At 70.3% G+C, this 25,788-nt stretch carries 24 protein-coding genes; 15 read left to right on the plus strand and 9 right to left on the minus strand.

Going from position 1 to position 25,788, the window contains the following annotated elements:
* Position 1 precedes the first annotated feature (1 nt).
* The 3 genes from ACFWPQ_RS21915 to ACFWPQ_RS21925 are packed head-to-tail and all read left to right on the plus strand — an operon-like array spanning position 2 to position 2,909.
* Positions 2–802, plus strand: coding sequence for an amino acid ABC transporter permease (locus tag ACFWPQ_RS21915; protein ID WP_384037113.1), 801 nt, complete (start codon positions 2–4; stop codon positions 800–802).
* Entirely contained in the window at positions 799–1,599 is an 801-nt protein-coding gene (locus ACFWPQ_RS21920) for an amino acid ABC transporter ATP-binding protein (protein ID WP_384037116.1), read from the plus strand. The genes ACFWPQ_RS21915 and ACFWPQ_RS21920 overlap by 4 nt, the downstream gene beginning before the upstream one ends.
* Positions 1,596–2,909 carry an NAD(P)/FAD-dependent oxidoreductase gene (locus tag ACFWPQ_RS21925; protein WP_384037119.1) on the plus strand — a complete coding sequence of 438 codons (1,314 nt, stop codon included), beginning with the start codon at positions 1,596–1,598 and terminating at the stop codon, positions 2,907–2,909. Before ACFWPQ_RS21920 ends, ACFWPQ_RS21925 begins: the two co-directional genes overlap by 4 nt.
* 95 nt (positions 2,910–3,004) lie before the next feature.
* Here the strand turns inward: ACFWPQ_RS21925 and ACFWPQ_RS21930 are convergent, their stop codons facing one another.
* On the minus strand, positions 3,005–3,574 hold the full coding sequence (locus ACFWPQ_RS21930; protein ID WP_384037122.1) for a fasciclin domain-containing protein: 570 nt from the start codon (positions 3,572–3,574) through the stop codon (positions 3,005–3,007).
* Between the two features lie 412 nt (positions 3,575–3,986).
* Between ACFWPQ_RS21930 and ACFWPQ_RS21935 the strand changes: the two genes are divergently transcribed.
* The 3 genes from ACFWPQ_RS21935 to ACFWPQ_RS21945 all read left to right on the plus strand — a co-directional run bounded on the left by ACFWPQ_RS21935 (position 3,987) and on the right by ACFWPQ_RS21945 (position 7,206).
* Complete coding sequence (locus ACFWPQ_RS21935; RefSeq protein ID WP_384037125.1) at positions 3,987–6,356, plus strand: SpoIIE family protein phosphatase; 2,370 nt, start codon at positions 3,987–3,989, stop codon at positions 6,354–6,356.
* Positions 6,357–6,503: 147 nt separating this feature from the next.
* On the plus strand, positions 6,504–6,692 hold the full coding sequence (locus ACFWPQ_RS21940) for a hypothetical protein (RefSeq protein WP_384037128.1): 189 nt from the start codon (positions 6,504–6,506) through the stop codon (positions 6,690–6,692).
* Between the two features lie 58 nt (positions 6,693–6,750).
* The gene (locus ACFWPQ_RS21945; protein WP_384037131.1) at positions 6,751–7,206 is read left to right on the plus strand and encodes a hypothetical protein; all 456 of its coding nucleotides are present in this window, start codon (positions 6,751–6,753) and stop codon (positions 7,204–7,206) included.
* Between the two features lie 306 nt (positions 7,207–7,512).
* On the opposite strand, the gene ACFWPQ_RS21950 is transcribed toward ACFWPQ_RS21945, so the two are convergent.
* Genes ACFWPQ_RS21950 through ACFWPQ_RS21960 form a run of 3 tightly spaced genes read right to left on the minus strand, consistent with a single transcriptional unit; the run spans position 7,513 to position 10,774 of the window.
* Positions 7,513–8,304, minus strand: a complete 792-nt coding sequence (locus tag ACFWPQ_RS21950; RefSeq protein ID WP_384037134.1) for an ABC transporter permease — start codon at positions 8,302–8,304, stop codon at positions 7,513–7,515.
* Positions 8,301–9,839 carry an ABC transporter permease subunit gene (locus ACFWPQ_RS21955; protein ID WP_384037137.1) on the minus strand — a complete coding sequence of 513 codons (1,539 nt, stop codon included), beginning with the start codon at positions 9,837–9,839 and terminating at the stop codon, positions 8,301–8,303. The genes ACFWPQ_RS21950 and ACFWPQ_RS21955 overlap by 4 nt, the downstream gene beginning before the upstream one ends.
* Positions 9,836–10,774, minus strand: coding sequence for an ABC transporter ATP-binding protein (locus tag ACFWPQ_RS21960; protein ID WP_384037140.1), 939 nt, complete (start codon positions 10,772–10,774; stop codon positions 9,836–9,838). The genes ACFWPQ_RS21955 and ACFWPQ_RS21960 overlap by 4 nt, the downstream gene beginning before the upstream one ends.
* A gap of 147 nt (positions 10,775–10,921) precedes the next feature.
* Between ACFWPQ_RS21960 and ACFWPQ_RS21965 the strand changes: the two genes are divergently transcribed.
* From ACFWPQ_RS21965 to ACFWPQ_RS21990, 6 genes are all read left to right on the plus strand, one after another.
* The gene (locus tag ACFWPQ_RS21965) at positions 10,922–12,124 is read left to right on the plus strand and encodes a sensor histidine kinase (protein ID WP_384037143.1); all 1,203 of its coding nucleotides are present in this window, start codon (positions 10,922–10,924) and stop codon (positions 12,122–12,124) included.
* On the plus strand, positions 12,121–12,789 hold the full coding sequence (locus tag ACFWPQ_RS21970; RefSeq protein WP_384037146.1) for a response regulator transcription factor: 669 nt from the start codon (positions 12,121–12,123) through the stop codon (positions 12,787–12,789). The genes ACFWPQ_RS21965 and ACFWPQ_RS21970 overlap by 4 nt, the downstream gene beginning before the upstream one ends.
* A gap of 660 nt (positions 12,790–13,449) precedes the next feature.
* Positions 13,450–13,758 (plus strand): hypothetical protein, encoded by a 309-nt coding sequence (locus tag ACFWPQ_RS21975; RefSeq protein ID WP_384037149.1) that lies wholly within the window; start codon positions 13,450–13,452, stop codon positions 13,756–13,758.
* An 803-nt stretch (positions 13,759–14,561) separates the two neighbouring features.
* Positions 14,562–15,983, plus strand: coding sequence for an FAD-binding oxidoreductase (locus tag ACFWPQ_RS21980; protein ID WP_384037153.1), 1,422 nt, complete (start codon positions 14,562–14,564; stop codon positions 15,981–15,983).
* Positions 15,984–16,286: 303 nt separating this feature from the next.
* Complete coding sequence (locus tag ACFWPQ_RS21985) at positions 16,287–16,682, plus strand: hypothetical protein (protein WP_384037155.1); 396 nt, start codon at positions 16,287–16,289, stop codon at positions 16,680–16,682.
* A gap of 242 nt (positions 16,683–16,924) precedes the next feature.
* Positions 16,925–17,194 carry a hypothetical protein gene (locus ACFWPQ_RS21990; RefSeq protein WP_384037156.1) on the plus strand — a complete coding sequence of 90 codons (270 nt, stop codon included), beginning with the start codon at positions 16,925–16,927 and terminating at the stop codon, positions 17,192–17,194.
* 150 nt (positions 17,195–17,344) lie between these two features.
* Here ACFWPQ_RS21990 and ACFWPQ_RS21995 read toward each other — a convergent pair whose 3' ends face one another.
* The 4 genes from ACFWPQ_RS21995 to ACFWPQ_RS22010 all read right to left on the minus strand — a co-directional run bounded on the left by ACFWPQ_RS21995 (position 17,345) and on the right by ACFWPQ_RS22010 (position 20,842).
* A complete protein-coding gene (locus tag ACFWPQ_RS21995) occupies positions 17,345–17,728 on the minus strand; it encodes a nuclear transport factor 2 family protein (RefSeq protein ID WP_384037158.1) in 384 nt (127 codons plus the stop codon).
* A gap of 29 nt (positions 17,729–17,757) precedes the next feature.
* The gene (locus ACFWPQ_RS22000; RefSeq protein WP_384037160.1) at positions 17,758–18,744 is read right to left on the minus strand and encodes a hypothetical protein; all 987 of its coding nucleotides are present in this window, start codon (positions 18,742–18,744) and stop codon (positions 17,758–17,760) included.
* Between the two features lie 92 nt (positions 18,745–18,836).
* The gene (locus ACFWPQ_RS22005; RefSeq protein ID WP_384037163.1) at positions 18,837–20,423 is read right to left on the minus strand and encodes a Na+/H+ antiporter; all 1,587 of its coding nucleotides are present in this window, start codon (positions 20,421–20,423) and stop codon (positions 18,837–18,839) included.
* A gap of 41 nt (positions 20,424–20,464) precedes the next feature.
* Positions 20,465–20,842, minus strand: a complete 378-nt coding sequence (locus ACFWPQ_RS22010; RefSeq protein WP_384037166.1) for a DUF2255 family protein — start codon at positions 20,840–20,842, stop codon at positions 20,465–20,467.
* 284 nt (positions 20,843–21,126) lie between these two features.
* On the opposite strand from ACFWPQ_RS22010, the gene ACFWPQ_RS22015 reads away from it, so the two are divergent.
* Entirely contained in the window at positions 21,127–22,029 is a 903-nt protein-coding gene (locus ACFWPQ_RS22015; protein ID WP_384037169.1) for a helix-turn-helix domain-containing protein, read from the plus strand.
* 51 nt (positions 22,030–22,080) lie between these two features.
* Here the strand turns inward: ACFWPQ_RS22015 and ACFWPQ_RS22020 are convergent, their stop codons facing one another.
* The gene (locus ACFWPQ_RS22020; RefSeq protein ID WP_384037172.1) at positions 22,081–23,001 is read right to left on the minus strand and encodes a helix-turn-helix transcriptional regulator; all 921 of its coding nucleotides are present in this window, start codon (positions 22,999–23,001) and stop codon (positions 22,081–22,083) included.
* A gap of 175 nt (positions 23,002–23,176) precedes the next feature.
* Between ACFWPQ_RS22020 and ACFWPQ_RS22025 the strand changes: the two genes are divergently transcribed.
* Positions 23,177–24,223: an NAD(P)-dependent alcohol dehydrogenase gene (locus ACFWPQ_RS22025; RefSeq protein ID WP_384037174.1), complete on the plus strand. Its 1,047-nt coding sequence runs from the start codon at positions 23,177–23,179 to the stop codon at positions 24,221–24,223.
* A gap of 61 nt (positions 24,224–24,284) precedes the next feature.
* Positions 24,285–25,778, plus strand: coding sequence for an MFS transporter (locus ACFWPQ_RS22030; protein ID WP_384037177.1), 1,494 nt, complete (start codon positions 24,285–24,287; stop codon positions 25,776–25,778).
* Positions 25,779–25,788: the final 10 nt, after the last annotated feature.

Raw genomic sequence — 25,788 nt, forward strand, 5'->3', positions numbered from 1 at the left:
CATGTCCGGCTTCTTCCAGGTCCCCTGGTCCGACTACCGACCCGACCTGACCGCCGCGCTCGGCCGCACCGTGTCCTACACCGTGGTCAGCTTCGCCGGCGCGGTCGTCCTCGGCCTGGCGGTGGCGCTGCTCCGGCTGAGCCGGGTGTGGCCCGCACGGGCGCTCGCCGCCGTCTACACCGAGGTCTTCAAGAACGTCCCCCTTCTCGCCATCATCTTCCTCTCCTACTTCGGCCTGGCCTCGGCCGGCATCCGGCTGGACGTGTTCACCGCCGGCTGCCTGAGCCTCGTCGTCTTCTACGCCGCCTACCTCTCCGAGATCTTCCGCTCCGCGATCAGCGGGGTGCACGCCGGACAGACCGAGGCGGGCGAGGCACTGGGCCTGGGCCGGGCCGGCATCTTCGGCCACGTGGTCCTGCCACAGGCCGTCCGTCTCGCCCTGGCCGGTACCAACACCATGCTCGTCGACCTGCTGAAGTCCACCTCGCTGCTCGTCACCATCTCCGCCGCCGAGCTGATGTCGGAGGGGCGGCTCATCACCTCGGCCACCTTCCGGGCACTGGAGGTCTACCTGGTCATCTCCGCCGTCTACTTCGCCCTGTGCTACCCGCTCTCCCAGCTGCTCCTGCTGCTGGAACGGAAGGTACGGGCCGGCGTCCCCCTGTCCCCGTGGCGACGGCGCCGGATCCGTGCCGCCCGCGCCCTGCTCGCCGCCGACCTCGGCACCGGCACCGGCACCGGAACCGGAACCGGAACCGGAACCGGCACCGCGGCAACCGACCGGAAGGAGGCGGTCGTATGACCGAGCCTGTCACCACGACCGAGACCAGGACCACGTCGTCGTCGCCCGCTGGGGCGGTCGTACGCATCCGAGGTCTCCGCAAGGCCTTCGACGGCCGTACGGTCCTCGACGACGTGAACCTGGAGGTCGACCGGGGCAGCATCGTGAGCGTCATCGGGCAGAGCGGCGGCGGGAAGACGACGCTGATGCGGTGCGTCAACCTGCTGGAATCCCCGGACGCGGGCACCGTCGAAGTGGCCGGCGAAGTCGTCCACCAGGACGGCCGGAAGGTCTGCCGCGACCTGCCCGGACTCCGCCGTACGGTCGGCATGGTCTTCCAGCGCTTCAACCTCTTCCCGCACCTCACCGCCGTGGAGAACGTCGTCCTGGCCCAGCGCACGGCCGGTGTCCCCGAGCAGGAGGCGCTGGAACGGGCCGTCACGCTGCTGCGCCGGGTCGGCGTGGCCCACCGCGCCCTCGCCCAGCCCGAGATGCTCTCCGGCGGAGAACAGCAACGCGTCGCCATCGCACGGGCCCTCGCCCTCAAACCCGAGGTACTGCTCTTCGACGAGCCCACGTCCTCCCTCGACCCGGAGGCCACCCGCGAGGTGCTGAGCGTGATGCGGGAACTGGCCGCGGACGGCATGACGATGCTGCTGGTCACCCACGAACTCCCCTTCGCCCGCGAGGTGTCCGACCACGTCGTCTTCGTCGACCGCGGCCGGATCGTGGAGGAGGGCAGGCCGCAGGACGTCCTGGACAACCCCGCCCAGCCCCGGACCCGGGAGTTCCTCGCCTCGTACGGATCCGCGTCATGACCACCACGCCCGGCCTCGGCGGCGACGGCCCCGTGGTGGTGGTCGGGGGCGGCGTGGTGGGCCTCTGCACCGCCTACTACCTGACCGAAGCCGGTGTCCCCGTGGAGGTCGTCGAGCGCCGCGGCCTGGCCTCGGGAGCCTCCCGCGGCAACGCGGGCTGGATCTGCCTCAGCCACTCCACCCCCGTCCCGGCCCCCGGCGTCGTGCGCTACGCCCTGCGCTCACTGGGCCGCCCGGACTCGCCCCTCTACCTGCGTCCCCTGCCCGACCCGGCCTTCGTACGGTGGCTGTGGCGGTTCTGGCGCAGCAGCACACCGGCCGCCTTCCAGCGCGGCTACGCGGCGATCGCCGAGCTGAACCGCGACACCTTCGACCTCTTCGACGGCCTGCACGCGGCCGGCGTCGACACCACCCTGACCCGCCCCGGCATGGTGCACGCCTTCCTCTCCCCGGCCGAGGCCCGCCACCACCTCGCCGTCCAGCGCGAGATGGCCCACGACCGCTACCCGCTCCCCGACGACGTCGTCACCGGCTCCGCGGCACGGCTGCTGGACGAGGCGCTCTCGGACCGGGTGCGCGCCGCGTACCTCGTCGAGGGGGAGGGCGTGGTCGACCCGGAGGCGTTCGCCCGTGCGCTCGGCGAGGCACTCGCCGCATCCGGGGTGAAGATCCACGAGAACGCGGAGGCCACCGGCTTCCGCACCTCCGGGAGCGGGAGCGGGAGCGGGAGCAGGAGCAGGGTCACCGCGCTGCGCACCACCCAGGGCGACATCCCCTGCGCGGCCGTCGTCATCGCGGCCGGCACACGCTCCTCGACCCTCCTCGGCCGCCTCGGCCATCCGCTGCCCCTCCAGGCGGGCAAGGGCTACAGCTTCTCGGTCGACCTGGACCCGGCGCCCCGGCACACGCTCTACTTCGGCGAGCGCCGGGCCGTCGCCTCACCGATCGGCACCACCACGCGCATCGGCGGCACGATGGAACTCAGCGGCAACAACAACCGCCTCGACTGGCGCCGCATCGTCGCCGTCGCCCTCGCCAGCCGGCACTACCTGGGGCGCTGGTTCGACGACCCGGACGACCTGGTCGGCCTGATCCGCGACCCCTGGGTCGGCGGACGGCCCTTCCTCCCCGACGGCCTCCCCGTCATCGACCGCGTCCCGGGCCACGCCAACGCCTACGCGGCCACCGGCCACGGCATGCTCGGCGTCACCCTGGGCCCGGCCACCGGCCACCACCTCACCCAGTACCTCCTCACCGGCCACCGCCCCGAGCCCCTGACACCCTTCGCCTTCGACCGGATCCGCCGCTGAACAACGGCCCGACCGCCCCTGCCGTCGGCCCCACCGCTCCTGCCGTCGGCCGCGGCCCCTGCCGTCGGCCGCGGCACCCGGCATCGGGAGCGGAGTCAGGACGGCGGCTGGAGAACCGCGTCGATGACGTAGATGGTGGCGTTCGCGGCCTTGATTTTGCCGCAGACGATGTTCGCCTTGCCGTTGACCTTGAAGTCGGTGCCCGAGCCCGACGTGGTCAGTTTGCTGCCTTCCACTGTCTTGAAGGAGCCGTGGGAGAGCTCGTCCGGGGTGATCTGCCGGTCCACGACGTGGTAGGTCAGCACCTTCTTCAACTGCCCCTGGTCGGCGAGGAGCGAGGCCAGCTGTGCCACGGTCACCGTCTGGAAGGCATGGTCGTCGGGGGCGAAGACGGTGACGCCGGGCTTCCCGTCGAGGGTGCCGTTCAGATGCGCCCTGACCGCGGCGGAGACCAGGTGGCTGAGTTGCGGAAACGCGGCCGCGGCCTCCACGACCTTGTCCTTGACCGTGCCGACCTTCTGGGAGAGCCCCGCACAGCCGGGTCCGAACGTGCCCGAGGGGCTGGGAGACGCGTCCTGCGCGTGGCCCTGCGACGCCGTACCCATCAGCGTCAGCGGGACGGCGACCAGGGCTGTCGCCGTGGCGTTCGCTGTGCGCATACGCATGCGAGAGAACCTCATCGCAACCTTCCTCCCGTGGAGGCGTGAACACTGCAGAGGTCTGGACTGCGGCGACTGCGAGCGTATCCAGCGGCAGCCGATGGCCGCATCTCGAAAGCCCGGGCCCCGCGCACGCCCGTTGCCGGGTGGCGGCCGGAGCGCTGTTCGACCGACCTGATCACGGGCTCGTGCTACGAAGCGGACACCATTCCTCCACGGAGAGTCACCGGCTGGCGTGCTCCCGACGACGTTCCCGTTCCCGTTCCCGTTCGAGGCCGCCCGCGCCGCCGCCCAGCTGGGGGGGAACTTGCCATCGCATGCTCCCGGGCGCACTGTGGATACTGCCTGCGACGAGAGATCAGAGACCACCATGCACACCTGGGGCAGGCGTGATACTCGCCCATTCACCGGTGCTCGCTTGGACGCGTCCGCCGCGGTAGGCGTACTGGACCGGGACGGCTGCATCACCCGCTGGAGCAGTGGTGCGCAGGAACTGCTCGGATACGCCCCTGCCGAAATCATCGGCAAGCCGGTGGACGACCTGCTGACGGCCGAGGGAACGCTGCGGCACCGCGACGGCCTCCCACTGCAGGCGCAGGTGAACCTGTGTCCGCTGCAGGACACCGATCGGGACTGCGGCTTCCTGCTCCTGCTGACGGCCGTGCCCGAGGCCACGACCGGCACCGGCACCACCACCGGCACCACCACCGGCACCGGCACCGGCACACCCCGGGACGCCCTGCTCCCGCAGTGGACGTTCGAGCAGCAGCCGCTTGCCGTGGCCATCTGCGACCTCGACGCGTGCCTGTTGCGCGGGAACCGGCCGATGCTCGGCGTGGGGGGCTTCTCCGAGGAGGAGGCCCGCGGTCGGCGCCTCACCGAGATCCTCCAGGGCAACGCGATCGAGGAGGTGGAGCGGCGGGTCCTTCGCGTGGCCAGGACCGGGAAGGCGGAAGCGGCGGAGCCCATCGTCAGGCTCCCCGGGGAGTCCAAGGCGCACGCCTGGGCCATGGACGTGTTCCCGCTCAAGGACGCGGACGGCTCGGTCTGCGCGGTGGGCGTCGCGGCCTCCGACTACTCCCAGCAGTACGACTCCAGGGAGCGCATCGCCCTGATCAGCGAGGCCAGGACTCGCGTGGGTACGAGCCTGGACATCGTGGGAACCGCACGGGAATTCGCGGAACTCGCGGTCCCCCGCTTCGCCGACTTCGTCAGCGTGGACCTTCTGGAACCCGTCTTCCACGGTGAGCTGCCCGCACCCGTCCTTCCTCGGGGTGCCACCACCCTGCGCATGGCGGCATACCAATGGGCCGCCGCACACCCGCTCGACACACTGATCACCACGGAGGTGCGCATCCATCCACGGTCGTCGCCGGTCGCGCGGTGTCTGGCCGAGGGCCGGGCCGTCCGGCACAGCACCGACGATCCCGAGATCACCGGTTGGCTGGCCGAGGACCCCATTCAGACGTCCCTCGCGAATACCTTCGGCCCCCACTCGCTCATCGCCGTGCCGATCCGTGCGCAGGGCGTCTCCCTCGGGGCAGTCCTGTTCGTCAGGTACGCGGCCTCGCACGAGGAATCCTTCGGCCCGGACTGTACGGCGATCAGCGAGGACCTCGTCGACCGGCTCGCGATCTGCCTGGACAACGCCCGCCGGTTCACGCGGGAGCGCGGCATCGCGCTCGCACTGCAACGGGCCCTGCTTCCCCGGGAGTCGGCCGTGCACCCTGCGGTCGAGACGGCCGCCCGTTACCTGCCCGCGGGCGGCGGCGCGCAGGTGGGCGGTGACTGGTTCGACGTGGTGCCGCTGCCCGGAGCACGGGTCGGCCTGGTGGTCGGCGACGTCGTCGGCCACGGCATCAACGCCTCCGCGACCATGGGCCGCCTGCGTACCGCCGTGCGCACCCTCGCCGACATCGACCTGCCGCCCGAGGAACTCCTCACCCACCTCGACGACATCATCACCCACACCGCGGGTGACGATGTCGTCGATCCCACCGCTGAGATCCCCGGCGACGTCGGCGCCACCTGCCTGTACGCCGTCTACGACCCGGTCTCCGGCACCTGCTCCCTGGCCCGCGCCGGCCACCCCGCCCCCGTGCTGATCCACCCGGACGGCACCAGCAGTGTCATCGACATGCCCTGCGGCCCTCCGCTGGGACTCGGCAGCCTGCCGTTCGAGGCGGCGGACGTCATCGTGCCCGAAGGGGGCCTGCTGGCCCTGTTCACCGACGGCCTCCTCACCACCCGGAACCGCGACGTCGACGAAGGCTTCTCCGACCTCTGCGGCGCCCTCGCCCTCCCGGCCACCTCACTCGACGCGCTGTGCGACACCGTCCTGGACACCCTGTGCCCCGAACCGCACGCCGACGACGTCACCCTGCTCCTGGCCCGCCCCCGCGTGTTCGACGAGGACCGCCTCGCCAGCTGGGACCTGCCCGGCAATCCCGCGGTCGTCGCCGACGCCCGCAGGCTGGCGGCGGAGCAACTCGCCCTGTGGGGACTGGCGGAGGCCGCGTTCGTCACGCAGCTGGTGGTGAGCGAGCTGGTCACCAACGCGATGCGGCACGCCGGAGGGCCGATCCGGCTGCGGCTCATCAAGGGCGAGACGCTGATCTGCGAGGTCAGCGACGGCAGCAGCGTCAGCCCTCACCTGCGCAGGGCCCGGGTGTTCGACGAGGGCGGCCGCGGCCTGTTCATGGTCGCCCAGTTCACCCAGCGCTGGGGCACCCGCTACACCCGCACCGGCAAGACCATCTGGGGCGAACAGGTGCTGCACATGCCGTAGCCACGGCAATCCTGGGAGTTCGGAGCTCAGGCCGCAAGGTGTTCGTGTCCGGCAGGAAGAAGTGAGACACCATCAAGGGTGCGACCTTCAGCGACGATGAAGGACGCACCCTGTCCAGCCCTGGCAAAATCAAAGAGCGCCCGGCACATGGCACTGACCAACGATGACATCGGCATCAATATCGGTCTGCGCATGAAGAACTACCACTATTCATGGCACGGCGGAAAATTCGCCACCAAGACAGTCCAGCTCCCCATGGAAGCCGCCTGCGACGACGCGGTGATCCTCAAGGTCGACAGCAAGCAAGCGAAGGCGTGTTACAAGTATGTCTGGTGACCCCAAGCCCGAGCTTGAACCTGGCCGGCCGTGGAGGCGGCGCAACCTCCGCCGCCTCATGGTGGCGGTCGTCGCCCTCGGCCTGATGGCGGTGGCGGTCGTGGGAGCGCGAGCCTGGCAGCAGCACAAAACGGACGACAGGACCCGGGCCCGCTTCGCCCAACTGTCCAAGGATCCCCTGCTGGCCGCGCTCGGCACCCGCTTCGGGCGCCGCCACGACGGGCCCGTCCTGCTGCGTTGCCAGCAGACCCCGGACGACGACTCCCTGCCCCCGCAGTTCGAGGTCGACTTCCCGGCGCCGCAGACCCCGGCGGCCCAGACCCAGGTGACCGCCGCCGCCCGCGGCGCCGGATGGAGCGTCCGCACCTGGGAACGCGGAACGGGCCGGTCGCACGCGTACTACTTCGAACTCCGCAAGTCCTTCGGCACCTGGACGAGCGACTCCGACGCGGCCCTCGACCGAACCGGCCTCAGCCTGGACATGACCGCCTCCGACGCAGGCCGCTGCGCCTGACCGCGCCCCCTGCCGGCCCTCTGACGCCGCGTGCCGCCTGCCTTGCCTCCCTCCGAACCGGCCCTTCGCGGCATCCCCCGGCAGGATTCGAACCTGCGACACCCGCTTCGGGAGTCTCCCCTGGGCGAGGCTTCGACCTGCGGAAACGTCGGCTGCAGGGTGTCCGGCCCGGGAAGAACTCCTCCGTGGTTCTCGCGTGTTCGCGATTCTCGGCCTCATGTGTGCTGAGTGCGTTCTGCGGTGATGCCCGTCCGGCGAAGCGATCAACGCGTCATGCGTGGGATGCGTTCCGGGGCCGACAGCCCTTCAGGCATCGCGGAGTCGCAGCACCGTGCCGCCGATGAGGAGCGCGCCCGCCGCCCACAGGGCCAGTACGCCGAGGCCCGCCCACGGCCCGATGGGGAGATGGCGCAGGTCCGTCGTGGTCTGGACGGCCAGCCCCGCGGGCATCGGCCCGATCTGCGCGAGGTGCCGCCGGAGGTCGGGGTCGGTGACCACGTGGCTGAGGAGGGGGAAGAGGTACAGCAGCCCCAGCACGACGCCCATCGCCACCGCCGCGTCCCGAACCGCCGTGGCGATGCCGAGGGCGAGCAGTGCGACCAGGACCAGGTAGATCACCGACCCTGCGACTGCCCGCAGGGTCGGCCCGTCCGTGAGGGAGAGGGCGGCGTAGCCGTGGGCGGGCGTGAAGCCGTTGTCCAGCAGCAGACTCCGTCCGGCGAGTACGGACGCCAGGACGGCGACGGTTCCCGCGGCGAAGACCGTCCCGCTCACGACGGTGGCCTTGGCGGCCAGAACGGTGGTGCGCCGAGGTACCGCCGCGAGCGTGGTGTGGATCACGCCGGTGCCGTACTCGTGTCCGATGACCAGTACGGCCATGATCGCGGCGATCGTCTGACCCAGCGTCACGCCCGTCAAACTGATCCTGACCGGGTCCTGGCCGCAGCCACCCGCGGGGCACCGGGCGGTCGCCGTCACTGCCGCGCTCACGGATGCCGTGACGGCGACGAGGCCCAGCAGCAGCCACGCGTGACCCGTGTCGGTTCGCAGTTTGGTCCATTCGGCGTGGACCGTCTGGCGCAGGCCGGTGGCACTCATACGTCCCTCCGGCGCAGCAGCAGGGTCGCGGCCGTCAGAGCGAGGACGGTCCAGCCGGCGAGGACGGCGTAGCCACCCCAGGGCGAGAGGGGGAAGTAGCCGGAGGACGGCGTGTAGACGCTCAGTACGTGGGCGTAGTGCGGAAGTGTCTGCTGGACGGCGAAGCCCGCCGCCGGGGTGAGGCGAAGCAGCCACTGCGCCGAAGAGGCCGGCAGCACGCCGCTGACCGCGAGCAGATAGGGAAGCACCGTTGTCACCATGACCGCGGTGATCGCTGTCGCGCTGCGGCGCAGCACCGCGCCGAGCGCCAGCGCGAGCGCGGCGGTGGCGGCCAGCAGGAGCCCGGTGCCGAGGACCGCGCGCAGTTCCACCGCGTGCGGCACGGTGAACACCACGAAGTGGGTGGCGTGCGCGCGTTGCCGTCCGAGCGGGATACTGACGGCGGCGACGACCACGCCGACCGTGAACGCGACCGCCGTGACCACGGCGGCCTTGGCGGCCAACAGCCGCCCGCGCCGAGGGGCCGCGGCGAGGGTGCTGCCGATCAGTCCGCGGCGGTACTCGGCGGTGACGAACTGGACAGCCACGACCGTCAGGACGATCAGCCCGGCGAACGTGCCGACGAGGAAGTTCTCGATGGTGTAGGCGGGGCCGAGCGAGGGGCCGCCGACCACCGGGGCGATGTCTCCGGCACCGGTGACGGAGAAGCCGCCGCCGGTCGGTGTGTAGCCGCCCGAGGTGTCCTCCGCGTAGCTGCCGGACGTGCCGGCGCCTCCGCCCACCTGCACGCCCCGCCAGCCGTCCTGCCGGTCGCCGCGGGCCCAGGAACCATCGAGTGCCACACGGCCGAAGGTTCCGGTGGCCACGGCAGGACTGCTGCCCCCTTGCGAGCCGCTCGTCTGCACGGCCGCGGGGGAGGCGGTGAAGAGGCCCACCTGCACGGTGGCGGGCAGACCCGTCAGGCGTGCGCTGCCGACCTCGGCCCAGTGCACGCCGTCCGTCGAGTCGTAGCCGGTGACGGTCGCCCCGGCGCGGACCAGGCGCAGCCAGCGCGGCGAAGCCGCGGAGGGGCGGCCGGGCAGGCCGGCCCGGTCGTGGGTGAAGTCGTCCTGCATCCGCACGCCGTGCGCCCCGGTGACCATCATCGCGGCGTACTGCGAGCCCTGGCCGAGGCTCTGCTTGACGAGGATTCCGGCCTTGGCCCACGGAGTGATGCCGGGCGAGGTCCGCCCGGGTTCCTGGGCCAGTACGCCGGTCAGCGCGGTCACGGGGACGGTGATGCTGCCGTTGCCGGTCAGGGCCTGGTGCACGAAGTAGAAGCTGTCGTTGACCGCCTCGCCGCCGGGGCCGACCGGCAATGCGGCGGCGTCCTGCCGGTGCTGGTTCGACGACTGGTTCGACGACTGGTTTGTCGACGCCGTCCCGGCCAGCAGGAGCAGCACGGACGCCAGAGCCGCGCCGAGTGTGCCGAGGACCCAGCCCCGTACGGTGCGGAACTTGGTCCACTCCGCACGCAGGACTCGAAGCCCCCTCATCGCGCGGTCTCCCCGACGCCGGCGCCGCGGTACTGCACGGCGTCCCGGGTGAGTTCGAGGTACGCCTCCTCCAGAGTGGCGCGGTGCGTGGCCAGTTCCGCGAACGGCACCCCGTCCGCGTTCAGCACGGCCACGATGGCCTCACCTGTCAGCCCGCTGACGCCGAGTGTGTCCGCCCCCTCGGTGTGCACGGTCGCGCCGGCGCGGGCCAGTGCCTCCGTCGCCGCGACAGGTGCGGAGGTACGCAGCGTGACGCGGCCCGCGGAGAGTGCCGCGAGCAGTTCCGACACGCCCGTGTCGGCGACCACACGGCCGCGCCCTACGACGATGAGGTGATCCGCGACATCCTGCAGCTCGCTCATCAGATGGCTGGACACCAGCACCGTTCGTCCCTGTGCCGCCAGTGAGGTCAGCAGGCTGCGGATCCACAGGATCCCTTCGGGGTCCAGGCCGTTGAAGGGCTCGTCCAGCATGAGCGCGGGCGGGTCGCCGAGGAGCGCCGCGGCGATGCCGAGCCGCTGCCGCATACCCAGCGAGAAGCCGCCCGCCCGGCGCCGTGCCGCCTCGGCGAGCCCGACCTGTTCGAGCACCTGGTCCGTCCGGCCGGCTGGGAGGCCCTGCGAGTGGGCCAGCCACAGCAGGTGGTTGCGGGCGGTCCGGCTGGGTTGCAGGGCGCCTGCGTCCAGCAGCGAGCCCAGGTGGCGCAGTGGGCTGTCCAGAGTCCGGTACGGCCGTCCGCCGACTCGCGCGTGCCCCTGGTCGGGAGCGTCCAGGCCCAGCACCACCCGCATGGTGGTGGACTTGCCGGCGCCGTTCGGGCCCACGAATCCGGTCACTCGCCCCGGCCGGACGGTGAAGGTCATGCCGTCGAGCGCCTGCGTCGCCCCGAAGCGTTTGCGCAGGCCCTCGACCTCAATGCCGGGATCATCCGTCATCCTCGCTGTTCCGCCCCTCGCTCGTCCTGTCCTGGCGGGCCACCACGCTGCGCTCGGTGCCGTAACGCGGGCGGAACGGCCGCTGTCATGCCGCTGTTAGGCCGGTTCGCCTAGCCTGAGCGGGCAGGTCAGAGACAAGGGGGACCGATGGCAGCGGAACTGGGGATTCCCGGACGGTCGGTGCACCGCCGCAGCGTCCGCTGGCGTTTCACCGCCTTGTACGCCGGACTGTTCCTGGCCTCGGCCGTCACGATGCTGGCGGTGGTCGGTCTGGTGGCGGGCGGTACCTACCGGGCGGCCCCGGCGCCGAGCAACCAGCCCGGCACGTTCTCGTCCGCTGCTCAGGCGAGGATCGGCAGTCTGGAGCATCAGCTTGCCCAGGCCCACAGCCGGCAGGTGGACCAACTGCTGCTCGGTTCGGCGGCGGGGTTGGTGGTGATGGGGCTGCTGTCGGTCGCGACGGGCTGGTACGCCGCCGGACGTGTACTGCGGCCGCTTCGCGCGATGACCGTGGCGACTCGTCGCATCTCCGCCGACAGCCTGCACGAACGACTCGCCGTCCCGGGTCCGCACGACGAACTCAGGGACCTCGGCGAAACGATCGACGCGTTGCTGGACCGCCTTGAGCAGGCATTCGCCGCGCAGCGGCGGTTCGTTGCCGACGCCTCGCACGAACTGCGCACCCCCTTGGCCACCATGCGGGCCGCGGCGGACGTCGCGCTGGCCAAACCGGGCCCCGTCCAGGAGCAGACGCGCACCCTCGCGCGCCGCGTCAGGACCGAGCTGGATCAACTCGACCGGCTGCTGGACGGCTTCCTGGCGCTGGCCCGCGCGCAGCACGGAGTGCCGCTGCTGGATACCGAGATGGTCTCCCTGGACGGGCTCGCAGCAGCTGCCCTGGCCGAGCGTGCCGCCACGGCCTCCGCGAAGCGCCTCGTGGTGGAAGCCGACCGCGCCGGCAGTGGTTCCGGCGCGTGGGTGTGCGGCAGCCGGACTCTGTTGCGCAGGATGGTGGACAACCTCATCGACAACGCGATCGGGCACAACCAGCCCGGCGGCTGGATCCGCGTCGCCACCAGCGCCGGGGGCACGGACGCGCGGCTGGTCGTGGAGAACGGAGGTCCGGTGCTGACAAAGAATCAAGTCGCGCAACTGGCCCGGCCGTTCCGTCGGCTCGGCGCCGAGCGGACCGGCGGTGGCATCGGCGCGGGATCGGGCCTCGGCCTGGCCATCGTCGCGGCGGTCGCCGACGCACACGGTGGCACCCTCGTCCTGCAGGCCCGTGCCGAGGGCGGCCTCAAGGCCACGGTCACCCTCTTCCGAGCGTCCGAGGCGGAGGCCGTGGCATGAGGGTGCTCGTGGTGGAAGACGCCAAGTCGCTCGCCGACGTCCTGGTCGAGGGCCTGCGGGACCAGGGCATGGCAGTGGATGTCGCCTACGACGGCCTGGAGGCCGCGGCCAAGCTGGACACCAACGCGTACGAGGCGGTCATCCTGGACCGGGACCTGCCAGGTATCCATGGCGACACGCTCTGCCAGATGGTGACCGACCGGGACGACCGGCCCATGGTGCTGATGCTGACCGCCGCAGACGCGCCGGCCGACCGTGTCGGCGGCCTGAGCCTGGGCGCCGACGACTACCTGGTCAAGCCTTTCCACTTCCCCGAGCTCGTACTCCGTCTGCGGGCCCTGACCCGTCGCCGCCCGTACGCCCGCGCCCGCATACTCCGAGCCGCGGGCATCGAACTCGACCCCGTGCACCGCACGGCCACCCGCGACGGACACCACCTCGACCTCTCGGTCAAGGAGTTCGAGGTCCTGGCGGCCCTCTTGCGGGCCAGCCCGGCCCCTCTCAGCTCGGAGACGCTGTTGGAACAGGTGTGGGACGAGAACGCCGACCCGTTCACGAACACCGTGACAGTGACCGTCGGCAGGCTCCGGCGCAAGCTCGGCAGCCCGCCGGTGATCGCCACGACGCCCACGGTCGGCTACCGGATCGCCGACCCGAAAGAGTGACTGACATCGAGGGCACCGAGCCCTTTGGGCCCGCTGGAGCATTGATGGCGCCCCGTCCGCTCACCCAGACGGCCCCGGACGAGGAGTCCGAGGCCGAACAGAACGCCTCCCTGAGGGAGAAACCCCAGGTCAGAGCGGTAAAGCGTGGTGCCCCGGCAGGATTCGAACCTGCGACACCCGCTTTGGGAGTTCGATCGCCCAGCAGTGCGGACAGCTCCGACTCGTGCTCCCCGGGTGGTCCTGAGCCCAGTCAAAGCCGCTGGCATCCGTCGCCGTCTGGCGACGTCTATGTCCGCTGGTGATGTCGGACCGTGAGGTATTCGTCCGGCAGAGGAGCCCGTACGAAGTGGGGTGGCGCGATGGACCGGGCAATTCCTTGGCCAGGGCTGGGGGGCGCCAACGTGATCTTTATCAACCTCCCGAGCCCGGGCCCGAGGCGAGTACGACCGCGGGGCGGCAGCATGTGAACCCACCTCCTGCTGGTCTCGAACCACCGGGTGCAAGGTCCGCCAGGGGCCAATCCAAAATGCCGCCTCCGACGTATTGGAAATAGGCCGCATCCTGGGAGTACGCACCTGGTCGGCTGGGTCCTGTGCGGCGGGATCTTGGATTCGGGACGTGCTCCGCGGCTGCAGACGACGGAAGGAAGGCGTATCCATCATGCGAGCACAACGCGCGAGGCGTCTCGTCGCGCCGTTCGCTGCCGGCATTCTGATGGCTGGCGGCGCTGCGATCAGCGCAGCCGGTACGGCCGAGGCAGCCCCCGCCGTGCACACCCAGGTGACCAGCAATCGGTGCTTTGGCCACGATGACTGGCGCTGCTTCGACCACGGCGGGATTCCGCTTCGACCCGGGTTCTGCTTCAACCACCCCGGGCTCTGCTTCGACCACGGGTTCGACCACCGGTTCGACCACCGCTTCGATCACCGCTTCGACAATGGAAGCATTGTGATCATCGTGTTCCGGTAGTGGTCACCGCAGGCACATAAGGGCGCGCCCGTCACGGGTGCGCCCTGAGTCACCCCATGAACGATCTTGAAAACCGCCGTAGCGCGAGCCACCGTGGGTTCAAGTCCCACACCCATCGCATGATCGAACGGCCTCTGACCCGGGCTTTCGTCACTGGCAGCTTCGGGGCGTCTGTCACTCCAGGTCGCCGTTGTTCGGCCTCGGGGGACCTCGGACTGCCCAGGGTCCGCCCAGAGCTGACCACGCGGCCTGGTCGGCGACGGACCCTTACGACGCGGGCCGCATGAACCTCGGCCGACGACAGTCAGGCGTGACGGCGGGTGCGTCGACAGATCAGGCGCGCCTACGTCTCGCTGCACCCCCACCCGCCTCAACCACGGTGTAGTGCCGTCGATGGGGGCAAGTCGCGGGCGTGTCCACCGGCGTTGCACGTGGTGGGACACGATCCCTTGCTGTCGGCAACAGCGGCTCCAGCACTGCCCACGGCCTGTCCGTCAGATTTCCGCGCCACAAAGTGCCGCCCCGGTTTGCCGCTGCGCTGACGGATCTCGTCTGTCCGAAGCCGGCACGTGAGACGGGGGCCAAGGCGTCAGGAGCCTTGGCTGTGGTTGCGAGCGTGTCGGGACGATTCGTCGTGGTCGCCCTTGCTACCGTCCACTTCGCGTAAATAATCCTAAAAACCCGATTCGCGTCTGCTGGTGTTCGAGAGGACACGGACCATGAACGACTTCTCCCGTCGCGGCCTGCTCAAGGCGACGGCGGCCGCCGGTGCCGGCGCTGTCGCCGTCCCGGGCATTACGGCCGTGGAGGCCCCCGGCGCGAGCGCCGCGAGCGCCGCGAGCAAAGGGCCCGGGCACGGGAAATGCCCGCCGGCGGAACTGACCGGCCGCATCGTGCGCCCCGACGACGCCGGGTACACGGATGCGCGCCTCGGCTGGGACCAGCTCTTCTCCCACTATCCGCTGGTCATCGTCTTCGCCCAGAACACCCAGGACGTGGTCAACGCCCTGACGTGGGCGCGGCAGAACGACGTCGCGGTGCGGGTGCGCAGCGGCCGCCACGCCCTCGAGGGCTGGTCGAACGTGGACAACGGCGTCGTGATCGACATCAGCGAGCTGAAGTCGGTCGACATCGACGCCCACTCGCATGTCGCGACGGTCGGCGCCGGGCTCAACCAGCTGGAAGCGGTGACCACGCTCGCGAAGCAGGACCTCGCGGTGACCACCGGAACGGAGGGCAGCGTAGGTCTGTCCGGTGCGACGCTCGGCGGCGGATTCGGCTTCCTGACCCGCTGGCTCGGCATGGCATGCGACAGCCTTGTGGGAGCTGAGATCGTCATCCCGTCGGGTGACGAGTGCGCCAAGGCGATCAAGGCGGATCTGAGCAACAACTCGGACCTGCTCTGGGCGCTCCGCGGGGCGGGAAACGGCAACTTCGGGATTGTCACGTCACTGACCTACAAAGTGGCTCCGTTGAAGAGCGTCACTTATCTCCAGGCGACGTGGAAGGGTATCAAGGACCTCCACGCCATCTTCGACGCATATCAGCGTACGGCGCCGACCACCGACGCCCGCCTCGGAACCCAGCTCGAGATCCACAGAAACCAGATCTTCCTGTTCGGGGTTCTCCCCGAGGGAACGCCGGACGAGGCGAAGGAGTTGCTGGCCCCGATCCTGTCGATCGACAGCCCCAAAGTCACCACGCAGGTCGGCAACTGGGGCGACGTATATGCGGGATTCCAGATTCCGACCGAGCTCGAACCGGCGAACTGGAAGTTCTTCTCGCAGTTCACCAGAAAGCCGTTCCCGGGCGAAGCGATCGAGATCGTCACCTCGTTCATTCAGCAGGCCCCGACGGATGACACCAACTTCTTCGTCCAGGCCTTCGGCGGGAACGTCAGGAGGAGCCCTCGCGGCGGCACCGCGTTCCCGCACCGCGACGCGCTCTTCTACTCCGAGCCAGGCGTCGGCTGGGGGACTCGTTCGAACCAACCAGGCGTCTGCGACCCGCTCACCTCGCAGTGCCAGGCCTGGATCGCCGAGTTCAGCCAGGCGCTGCGGCCCTACGTGAACGGCGCCTACGTCAACGTGCCGAACGTCGCGCAGCAGGATTGGGAAACCGCCTACTGGAGAGACAACTTCGACCGGCTGCGCAAGATCAAGGCGAAGTACGACCCGTACAACGTCTTCCAGTACGAGCAGAGCGTCCCGCCCGCGGTCTGCTGACCGAGCATCTGCAGGGGCCAAGGAAGCTCCTTCAGGAGCGTGAGCTCCACCTTTCCCCTGGTGCCCCAGGCAGGATTCGAACCTGCGACACCCGCTTTAGGGGTTCGATCAGGCTTCTGTGCACTCGGCGCCTTGCTGCCGTGCGTCGTATGCCGGTTGTCCAGGAGGTACGCCGCTGTCTGAGGTTGTTGATGTCAACGATGGATGTCGGACGTTGGTTCGATGACCGTGGCCGACCCGTGCTTGTTGGCCGCCTCGGCACCCCGCTGCCGCTCCGATGCCCCGGCCTGCGAGAGTGGTCCCGTGCTGCTGGATCCTGAGAACACGCTGTTCGTCCGTGGTGCCACGCCCGTGCTCCTGCTGGCCGACGCGCCCGTCCACGATGCCTTGCCGCTCCTGACCGTGTCGGACGGGGCGTTGCCCTTGTGCGAGGGCTGGAGCATCGTTCCCCGACTCACCCTGTGCGTGGTCGACGGACCTGGGGACCACGGGCTCATCGTCCCCGCTGTCGCTGCGCCGGTGGTCGGCGGGGCCGACGATGGCACGGCATCTGGCGGCATGGGTGACTGGTGCGCGGATGCCGAGCAGGCCGGCGGAGTAGTCGTTCTGTCTTTGGACCACCTGCCCGAGGCACTCGACTGGTCTGCCCTGCTGTCCTCGGGCACCGCCCGCGGCGGGTTCATGCCTGCGCTGGCCTGACAGTAGGAGCGCCGGACTCGCGAAGCCGGCATACGCCTGCCGGCGTCGCGAGCCTTGAACTCTGGACCTCTTCGTCCCGAAGCAACCTGGGCATGGGCTCGACCTTGAGCCAGGGCGCTTCTCACCTGCTCCGACCGTCCATGGGCGTTCGTGGCCGTCCGCTGATGTGCGCGGGCGTTGTCACGTAGTTGGACACTCACCGACTTTGAGCCGGTGTCGTAGGGCACGGCTAAGTTGCCCGCATGACTTACAGGGATCCGCTCGTGCCGGCACTTACCGGCCTGCTTGTCGACGTCGTGTGGTGGCTGGAGAGCTGCGGGGACGAGGAAGTGGATCCCGACTCTGCGGTGAAGATCATGGAGAGCGTGGGCTGGGCGCTTCTGCAACTGCCCTCAGATCAACGCCAACGATTCGTGCAGGTGCTCGCGGACCTGGCTGAAGCGGAGCAGGAATCTGCGCGACGCGAGTTCCTGGAGTCGTTCCCGTCCGCGATCGGGATGGTCGAGGAATGAGAGGGCTGAGGTCGTGAACGGGACTGATTGAGACGAATGGACGTACAAGGCTGAGGCGCCCGCGTTCTGACCGGGCCATCCGGGAGGCTGCCAACGGCCGACACTCTGCACGTCGGGTGTAACACGCCTACGGCTTGTGCTCGGGGTGCCTCACCAGGTCGTGGCAAGGGAACGGTGCGCGGTCCAGGTGTCGTTCTGGAGGACGTAGCCCATGGTCAGTTGTAGACGCCAGTTCGCGCGGGTTCCGTAGACGGTTGCATCGGTGATGAAGCGGCCGACGAGGCGGGCCTCGTCGCCGTTTATGTCGACGGTGACGCTCTTCTCCTCGACGCTGTGGTAGTCGAACTGTCCGGCACGCATCTGGGCCAGCCAATCGGCCTTCGACTGCACGTACCCGGTGATGTGCGTGAGGGTGAAGTCCTCGGCGAGCAGGTCGTCGAGGGTGTCGGTATCGCCGTCGGTCATCGCGCGTACCTGGGCGCGGAAGGCCGCGACGACGTCTGCTTCGACGCTCGGATCGGGTGGTCTGGGCATGGTGGTTCCTACGGTCTGCGGTTCACGGATCAGCGCGTCCTGTCGGCCCGCAGGGCACTGAGGTCGATGTGCCCGGTCTGCAGCTTGGCCGTGTGGGGCTCGTTCAGGCCAGCGTCGGTGATGTAGAGGCGGTTGCCGCGCACTGCGGTGGCGGTCGGTGAGGTGAGGCCGTCCGCAGCGGTCAGTACTGTTTTGACGGCTCCCTTCGGGGAGACGACGGCTATCTGGTTCGGGCCGTTCTCCGTGGCGAAGACCACGTCGTAGCGGCGGCTCAGGAAGCTGAAGTCGTCCGCGCCCGGGAGCTTGTCGGTCACGACCTTCGCCGGGCCGGGCGTGCCCTTGGCCGTGACCGGGATGCGCAGCAGGGTGCCCTTGCTGAGGTTGGAAACCCAGACGGCTCCGTTGTGGAAGCGCAGCCCGTTCGCGCCGAGTGGCACGTCCGGCGTGGGGGCGAGGGCGGGGTCGGTCAGCCAGGCGGTCGCCGGTCCGCCGGCCGTGGGGATGATCCAGACCGTGCTCTTGTGGCTGTCGGCGACGTACAGGGTGCGCCCGGAGGGGTCGAGGGCGAGGCCGTTGGGCAGGGCGTCGCTGGGCAGTGCGGCGAGGCGGTGGGGGGTGCCGCCCGGCGGCGCCTTCCACACGCCGACGCGGGAGGCGTCGGCGGACGCGACGTTGTAGTAGATGGTGCCGTCGTCGTCGCGGGTGTTGCCGGTGATGGTGTCGCCCATCCGCCCGGTGACAAGAACGGTGCGATGGCCGGACCGGGAGATGCGGACCAGTTCGGGCTGCTTGCCCGCCACGCTGCCCAGCATCGAGAGAGTCAGCGAGCCGTCGGGATTGACGGTGATGTTCTCGGGCGCCTCACCGGCGGCAAAGTCGAAAGCTGCGAGGGTCTTCACGTGGGTGATGACCTGGACCGGGTCGGTCTGCTGTGCGGCGGCGAGGGCGTAGGGGGCGGAGAGGAGGAGGGCGGACGCCCCGGCGGCTGCGGCCACCAGACGGAAACGGTTCTTCACGGGGGTCTTCTTTCTGGTCGGTGCCGTGGTGCTGTTGTGCGTGGAGGAACGTGGGGGGGGCTTCGGAGGGGCGCTGCGCGGCGGGCGTCGCGTCAGTGGGTCGTCTCCCGCTGGGTCAGCCGCACCTCCTCGATGTCGAGCCGCCGCTGCACTTGGCGCAGGACGGTGTCGTCGATGTCGCGCTCGTCGCGCAGGCGGACGACGGCGGCTCGCTTGTGGGCGAGGAGCGCGAGACGCAGGGCGTGGTACTGGCGGTTGTGGCGCAGGTCCGGGTCGTCGTCGGTTCCGTTGCCGTGCGTGCGGACGGCGCGCAGGTGGGTCTCGTACTCGTTGCGGAGCCGCTCCACGACGTCCGGATCGGTGCCCAGCTCGGCGGCGACCTGCGGCAGCACCTTCAGCGCCGCCTCCGTCGCCGTGGTGCCGGCGAGGACGCGTTCGGCCTCGACGGAGTTGTCTCTGGGCAGCCGGGCCCAGCGAACCACGCGAGGCAGGAGCAGTCCCTGGACGACCAGCGTCACGACGATGACGCCCGCCGTCACGAAGACGATCACATCGCGGCCGGGGAAGGGCTCACCCGAGTCGAGTGCGGTAGGCACCGACAGCGCGACCGCGAGGGACACCGCGCCCCGGAACCCGGACAGAGCGCCGACCACCCGGGCGCGTTCGTTCATACGGCGCAGACGCTGCTGCGGGCGCCGGTCCAGCAGCCGGATCACGCGTACGGCGAGGAAGGTGAAGGCGTAGCGCACGACGACCAGCACCACCGACACGGCTGCGACGGCGATCAGCGCGTGCCGCAGATCGGAACTGGTCAGACCACGCACGGCGGACTGGACCTGAAGCCCGACGAGGACGAACAGGACGCCATTGAGCAGAAAGGTGGCGACCGTCCAGAACTCCTGCGCCATCAGGCGGGCGTCCGGCCGTCCCACGCGCGGGCCGACCTGGCTCATGATCAGCCCGCATGCGACGACCGCGAGGACGCCCGACGCGCGGATCTCCTCCGCGAGCAGGAACGCGACGAACGGGACCAGGACCACGGCGGTGGTGGCCAGCACTGGCTGGTCGAGATGGCGGCGTACCAGCGTGGCGAGCCAGGCCGTGAGCGCGCCGGCCGCGATGCCGCCCGCGTAGGAGAGCAGGAACAGGCCGCCGACACGGGGCACGCTGAAGTGCTCCGAGCCGACCGTGACGCCGACGGCGAGGCCGTAGACGACCAAGGCGGTGCCGTCGTTGACCAGGCTCTCGGCGCGCAGGAGGGTGAGGTTGCGGCGCGGCAGCAGCCGGGCGACCACCTCGACGGCCGTCGCGTCGGTCGGGGCGACGGCCGCACCGAGCACCCAGGCCGGACCCCACGGCAACCCGAGAGCGTGCATGACCGCCGCAACCGCCCACGCCGTGACAATCACCAGAACGGTGCTGACCAGGACGATGCCTCGCAGGTCACGGCGGATCTCCCGCAGTGAGGTGGTCAGGCTCTCCCAGTACAGCAGCGCCGGAAGGAAGAGCAGCAGCATCGCCTCGGGCGGCAGGTGCACCTCGCGCAGCGCGGGCGCGAAACCGAGCAGCACGCCGACGCACAGCAGCAGGACGGGCGGAGCGACGCGGAGGTGGTGTCCCGCCACGGTGCACAGCAGGATCGCCACGCCGAGGACGACGATGAGTTCGAGGCCGAGCAAGGTCTACTCCGGTGGATCAAGGCATCAGGGGGTTCGGCGCCTCAGCGCGGGTCGAGCCGCATGGTCGTGGAACTCGCCTCGGGGCTGGTGATGGCCCTGATGATCTCGGCGGCGTAGTGGCTGTACTTGTTGCGGTACGCGGCGTCGACGACGCCGTTGGTCTCCTCCCCGGCGTCCACCAGGGCCACGTCCTTCGCCACACCACCGGCCTGGATGTGCCCTTCCTGCCGCACGCGCGTGCTGCGGTACCAGTCCGAGCGGGGCCCGTAAACAGAGCGGACATAGAGGGCGTCGTCCGCCCGGACCACCCAGATCGTGCGGGGCTTGCTCAGGCGTCCGTCCTGGCGTAGGGACGCGATCCGCAGCTCCTCCGCCGAGCCGACGCGGTCGAGTTCGTCGGTCGTCCAGGTCGTAGTCATGGGTGGCTTCCTTCGCATGCTGGTGGGGGACACGGCTGCCGCCGGGGTGGTCTCGCCGACGAGGCCGTCCTCGGTGGTGACGACGAGTCGCGGGTTGATCACCGGCGCGTCGGCGCGGGAAGTCGGACCGCGGATTCAGCCTGCGGGACCTGAGCGCCGTGTGGCAGACCGCGCTGTACCCGGCAGCGGCGTTCAGTGGTGTGACAGGGCACCCCAGCGCGAAGGAACGGCGCCCGTTGATCTGTGCATACTGCACTCGCGTACCCGGCTGTCACACTGGGGCCATGGCACGTGAGCAGCGCAGCGGCGGCAACGGTGGTACTGAGCTGGGGCGCTTCCTGCGTGCCCGGCGTGCCCGGCTGACGCCCGAGGAGGTCGGCCTCCCGGTCGGTGGGGGACTGCGGCGCACGCCGGGACTGCGCCGCGAGGAACTGGCCACGATCGCGGGGATCAGCATCGACTACTACGCGCGGCTGGAGCGGGGGACGGAGACCAACCCCAGCCCGGCCGTCGTGGACGCTCTCGCCCGCGCCCTGCGACTTGGCGAGGGCGAGCACCGGCACCTGCGAGAGCTCGCCTTCGGCGCCGACCGGCCGGTCACCGCACCGTCGTCGGGTCCGAGCCGAACTGTGCCGGAGGGCATCGAGCTGCTGATGGAGAGCATGCGACCCCACCCCGTCTACGTGGTGGGCCGCACGTTCGACGTGCTCGCCGCCAACCCCGGCGGTCTGCGCCTGTTCGCCGGCATCGACGACTGGCCGGCCGAGCGGCGCAACCTCGCCCGCTACGTCGTCCTCCACCCGGCGGCCCGTGCCCTCATCGACGACTGGGAGGACGCACTCCACTCCTGCGTGGCCTGGCTGCGCGGACCGGCCGCCATCGAGCCGGACGCACCCGACCTCACCGCGCTCATCGCAGAACTCCGGCAGCACAGCCCGGAGTTCGCCGACCTCTGGGACCGATACGACGTCGTGGGCAGTACCCAGGGGCGCCGGCTCTTCCACCATCCCGACGTCGGTGACCTCACCCTCGGCTTCCAGGGAATGACGCTGAACGGCACCAACGGCCAGTTCCTGGTGGCGTTCTACGCCCAACCCGGCACGCCCGACCACGACGCGATGGTGCTCCTGGACCGGGTGGCGCAGGAGCGCTTCGGCAAGCCCTCGGCCTCGGCGTCACCGGCGTAGGGCCGCCGCATCAGAGGACCGAGGTGCCGAGACGGGGTACTCCATCGCCTCTCACTTCTTCTTGGTGATGTCCATGGCGGTGTCGTCCGTCCGCTGCGGTGCTCCGGGCGCGCCGGCGGCCAGGTCGAGAAGGATCATCGCGTCATGGTCGGGGGTGCCAGGTTCGGCGTAGTAGGCGACCATCCGGTGGCCAGGGGTGCCTTCCAGTTCGAGTGACTGGTAGCCGAGGGCGAGGTCGCCGACCTCGGGGTGGTGGAAGGTCTTACGGCCGTAGGAGTGGCCACGGACGTCGTAGCGCTCCCACATCCGAGCGAACTCAGGGCTCTTGAGAAGGAGTTCACCCACGAGTTGGGTCAGGTCGGGCGCGTCCGGGTCGGTGCCGGCGAGGGCCCGCAGCCGGGCCACGCAGCCCCGGATCTGGCCCAGCCAGTCGTCGAACAGCTCCCGGGCGGCGGGGTGGAGGAACAGGTAGCGGCCGATGTTGCGCTGCTTGGCCGGCCAGTCCTCCAGCCCGGCCAGCAGCCGCAGCCCGCCCGGGTTGGCGGCGAGTACGTCGCCGGTACGGCTGACCACGTGCGCGGGGTGCGGCCGCATGCTCTCCAGCAGGAGCTTCACCCCGGGGCGCACGGTGCGGCTGGGCGGTGCCGGAGGTTCGGGGGCCGTGCGCGCGGCGAGCGCGGCAAGGCTGCGCAGGTGGTCGTGCTCGTCCTCCTCCAGCCTCAGCGCGCGGGCGAGGGAGTCGATCACGGACGGGCTGGGCCGGGTCTCCTTGCCGCGCTCCAGCCGGGCGTAGTAGTCGATGCTGATCCCCGCCAGGGTGGCCAGCTCCTCCCGGCGCAGTCCGGGAGTGCGGCGCAGCCCAACGCCGGCGGTCAGGCCGGCCTCCTCGGGCGTCACCTGGGTGCGGCGGGCACGCAGATAGCGCCCCAGCTCCGTACCGCGGGTGCCACCGCTGTGCTGTTCACGATCCATGTGTTCCGAGTGTGGGGTGGCCGGGACCTGCGAGGAAGACGCGTGGGGTGCCCTGCCAGGGCACGGAACCCGGCTCCGTGGCACAGCTCGGCCTGCCACATCGCGAAGGACGCCAGCAGGCTGGACATCCGTGGGAGCTCCCCGCAAGAACCATCACTCTGCCCCTGGAGACACTGTGCTCACCGTCAACGCGTACGCCGCCACGTCCGCGACCGAACCCCTCGCTCCGACGACGATCGAGCGCCGTGAGGTCGGCCCGCGGGACGTGCTGATCGAGATCCGGTACTGCGGGATCTGCCACTCCGACATCCACTGGGTGCGCGGCGACTGGGGCCCGCAGACGTACCCGGTCGTGCCCGGCCACGAGATCGCGGGCATCGTGACCGCGGTCGGCCCCGAGGTGACGAAGTACGCGCCCGGCGACCGGGTCGGCGTCGGCTGCATGGTCGACTCCTGCCGGGAGTGCGCCACCTGCGTCAAGGGTGAGGAGCAGTACTGCCTGAGGGGCAACACCCTCTCCTACGGCGCGGTCGGCAAGGACGGCGCCCTCACGCAGGGCGGCTACTCCACCCATGTCGTCGTCGACCAGGACTTCGTCGTCCGTGTCCCCCAGGGCATCGACCTCGACGAGGCGGCCCCACTGCTGTGCGCGGGCGCCACGACGTACTCCCCGCTCAAGCGCTGGGGCGCGGGTCCCGGCCGGAAGGTCGCCGTCATCGGCCTGGGTGGGCTCGGCCATGTGGCCGTGAAGATCGCGCATGCGATGGGCGCCGAGGTCACCGTCCTGTCCCAGTCCCTGAAGAAGGAGGACGACGGCCTGCGCCTGGGCGCCGACCACTACCGGGCCACCAGCGACCCGGCCACCTTCGATCAGCTGGCGAACACCTTCGACCTGATCATCAACACCGTCAGCGGCAAGCTCGACCTGGGCGCGTACATGTCGCTGCTCGCGCTGGACGGCGCCTTCGTCACCCTCGGTGCCTCCTCCGAGCCGGTCATCTCCATGCCCACGTCCGCCGTCGCGGCGGGGCGGCGCGTCTACACGTACTCGCTCATCGCCGGCATCCGCGAGACCCAGGAGATGCTCGACTTCTGTGCCGAGCACGGCATCGGCGCCGAGATCGAGGTCATTCCCGCCGACAAGATCAACGAGGCGTACGAGCGTGTCCTCGCCTCCGACGTGCGCTACCGCTTCGTGATCGACACCTCGACGCTCGCCTGACCCTTTGCATGCCAGGCCCCGCGTCGGCTCGCCCCCTCTCACGGAAACCCAGAACCTCACCATGACAGAAAGCACCACCACCAGGGTGCCGGCGCTCGACCCCCAGCGCTGGAAGGCCCTGACCTTCATCGCCATCGCCCAGCTGATGGTCGTCCTGGACGCGACCGTCGTGAACATCGCACTGCCGCACGCACAGCAGGACCTCGGCATCTCCGACGGCAACCGGCAGTGGGTGATCACCGCTTACAGCCTCGCCTTCGGCGGCCTGCTCCTGTTCGGTGGGCGCATCGGCGACCTGTGGGGCCGCAAACGCGCCTTCATCGCTGGCCTGGCCGGCTTCGCGCTGGCCTCCGCGCTCGGCGGCGCCGCCGTCAACACCGGCATGCTGCTGTCCGCCCGCGCTCTGCAGGGCGTCTTCGGCGCGCTCCTCGCGCCCGCCGCGCTCTCCCTGCTGACGGTGACCTTCACCGAGCCCAAGGAGCGCGCTCGGGCCTTCGGTATCTTCGGCGCGATCGCCGCCGCGGGCGGCGCCGTCGGCCTGCTCCTCGGCGGTGCGCTGACGGAGTACGTGGACTGGCGCTGGTGCATGTACGTCAACATCGTCTTCGCCGTCGTGGCCGCCGTCGGCGCCGCCGCCTTCATCCGCACCCGCGAGGACCAGCGCAACCGCGACCGGCTCGACATGCTGGGGGCCGTTCTCGCCACCTGCGGTCTCGTCGCCCTCGTCTACGGCTTCGCCCGCGCGGAGCAGGACGGCTGGGGCGCGGGCGTCACCGTCGGCATGCTGCTGGCAGCCGTCGTACTGCTTGCCGCGTTCGCCCTGGCCGAGTCCCGCGTCCGGGCCCCGCTGCTGCCGCTGCGGGTGCTGACCGACCGCAACCGGGGCGGGGCCTACCTCTCGATCGGCCTGGCCATGATCGGAATGTTCGGGCAGTTCCTGTTCCTGACCTACTTCCTCCAGCTGAACAAGGGCTACTCGCCGGTGCTGTGCGGCATCGCGTTCCTGCCTCTGGTCACCTGCCTGGTCATCGGCTCCACCCAGATCAGCGCCCGCCTCGTCAACCGCGTCCCGGCCCGCCTGCTGATGGGCCCCGGCTTCCTGCTGGCCGCGCTCGGCATGCTGCTGCTCACCCGTCTCCAGCCGGACAGCTCCTACGCCACCCACGTCCTGCCCTCCGAACTGATGCTCGGCATCGGCATGGGCATGGCCTCGATGCCCGGCATGAGCCTTGCCACCGCGCGGATCCGCCCGCAGGACGCGGGCGTCGCCTCCGCGATGGTCAACACCTCCCAGCAGGTCGGCGGCTCCATCGGCACCGCACTGCTCAACACCCTCGCCGCCAGCGCGACCGGCAGCTGGCTCGCAGCGAACGGGGCGCACACCGCCGCGCAGGCCGCCGTTCACGGATACACCGTCGCCTACGCCTGGGCCACCGGAGTCATGGCACTCGCCGCCGTCATCGCCTTCACCCTCATCAACGGTGGAGGACGGGCCGTGGCGGCTGGCCCCGAAGACACCCGGCAGCAGGCGGATGTCCCGGCCTCCGCCCACTGACGAGACCCAC

The sequence above is a fragment of the Streptomyces sp. NPDC058464 genome (genome assembly GCF_042721035.1).
Lineage (GTDB): Bacteria > Actinomycetota > Actinomycetes > Streptomycetales > Streptomycetaceae > Streptomyces.